The following is a 639-nucleotide window of genomic DNA, read 5'->3' on the forward strand; positions in this document are numbered from 1 at the left end:
GTGTGTCCCATTCGTCTAGAGGCCTAGGACACCGCCCTTTCACGGCGGTAACAGGGGTTCGACTCCCCTATGGGACGCCACTGGGTCGTTAGCTCAGTTGGTAGAGCAGTTGACTTTTAATCAATTGGTCGCAGGTTCGAATCCTGCACGACCCACCATCTTCTCCACAGAGGATGTAAAACTCAGTTTGGGTTTTGCCTTTTTAAAGGTGAAAGCAAACATATGTGGGCGATTAGCTCAGTTGGGAGAGCACCTCCCTTACAAGGAGGGGGTCACTGGTTCGAGCCCGGTATCGCCCACCACTTTTCCTTTATGCTGCGTTGAAGGCTTTCTCGTTTAGCGAACTAAACGTCGAAACACTTCGCCTTGCCTAAAGAAAAAGCACACTCTCTAATCATTTTCTGCAATGGACTCGCAGACCCTTTAAATAACATTTACAGGGTGCGAACTTTTGCTGCCCCAATCCGGGAAGAAAGTCATTAGAAAGTGGTTTTTGTGCCACGTTCTCTTTACGAGAAATGCTCTTTAAAAATCTGGAAAGCTGACTAAACAAACTCAAATGAGTTTGTTTGTAAAAGTTCTCAAATGTTGACTCTACGGAGTTAACACCAAACACATTCAAGTGTTCTTGGTTTCATC

3 tRNA genes are annotated in these 639 nt (G+C 45.9%); all 3 read left to right on the forward strand.

Annotated elements, in window-relative coordinates:
- Positions 1-4 precede the first annotated feature (4 nt).
- Positions 5-80, forward strand: a tRNA-Glu gene (locus tag GMA8713_RS26150).
- 2 nt (positions 81-82) lie between these two features.
- Positions 83-158 (forward strand) — tRNA-Lys (locus GMA8713_RS26155).
- A gap of 68 nt (positions 159-226) precedes the next feature.
- Positions 227-302, forward strand: a tRNA-Val gene (locus tag GMA8713_RS26160).
- Positions 303-639: the final 337 nt, after the last annotated feature.

This window comes from Grimontia marina (assembly GCF_900060185.1).
Lineage (GTDB): Bacteria > Pseudomonadota > Gammaproteobacteria > Enterobacterales > Vibrionaceae > Enterovibrio > Enterovibrio marinus.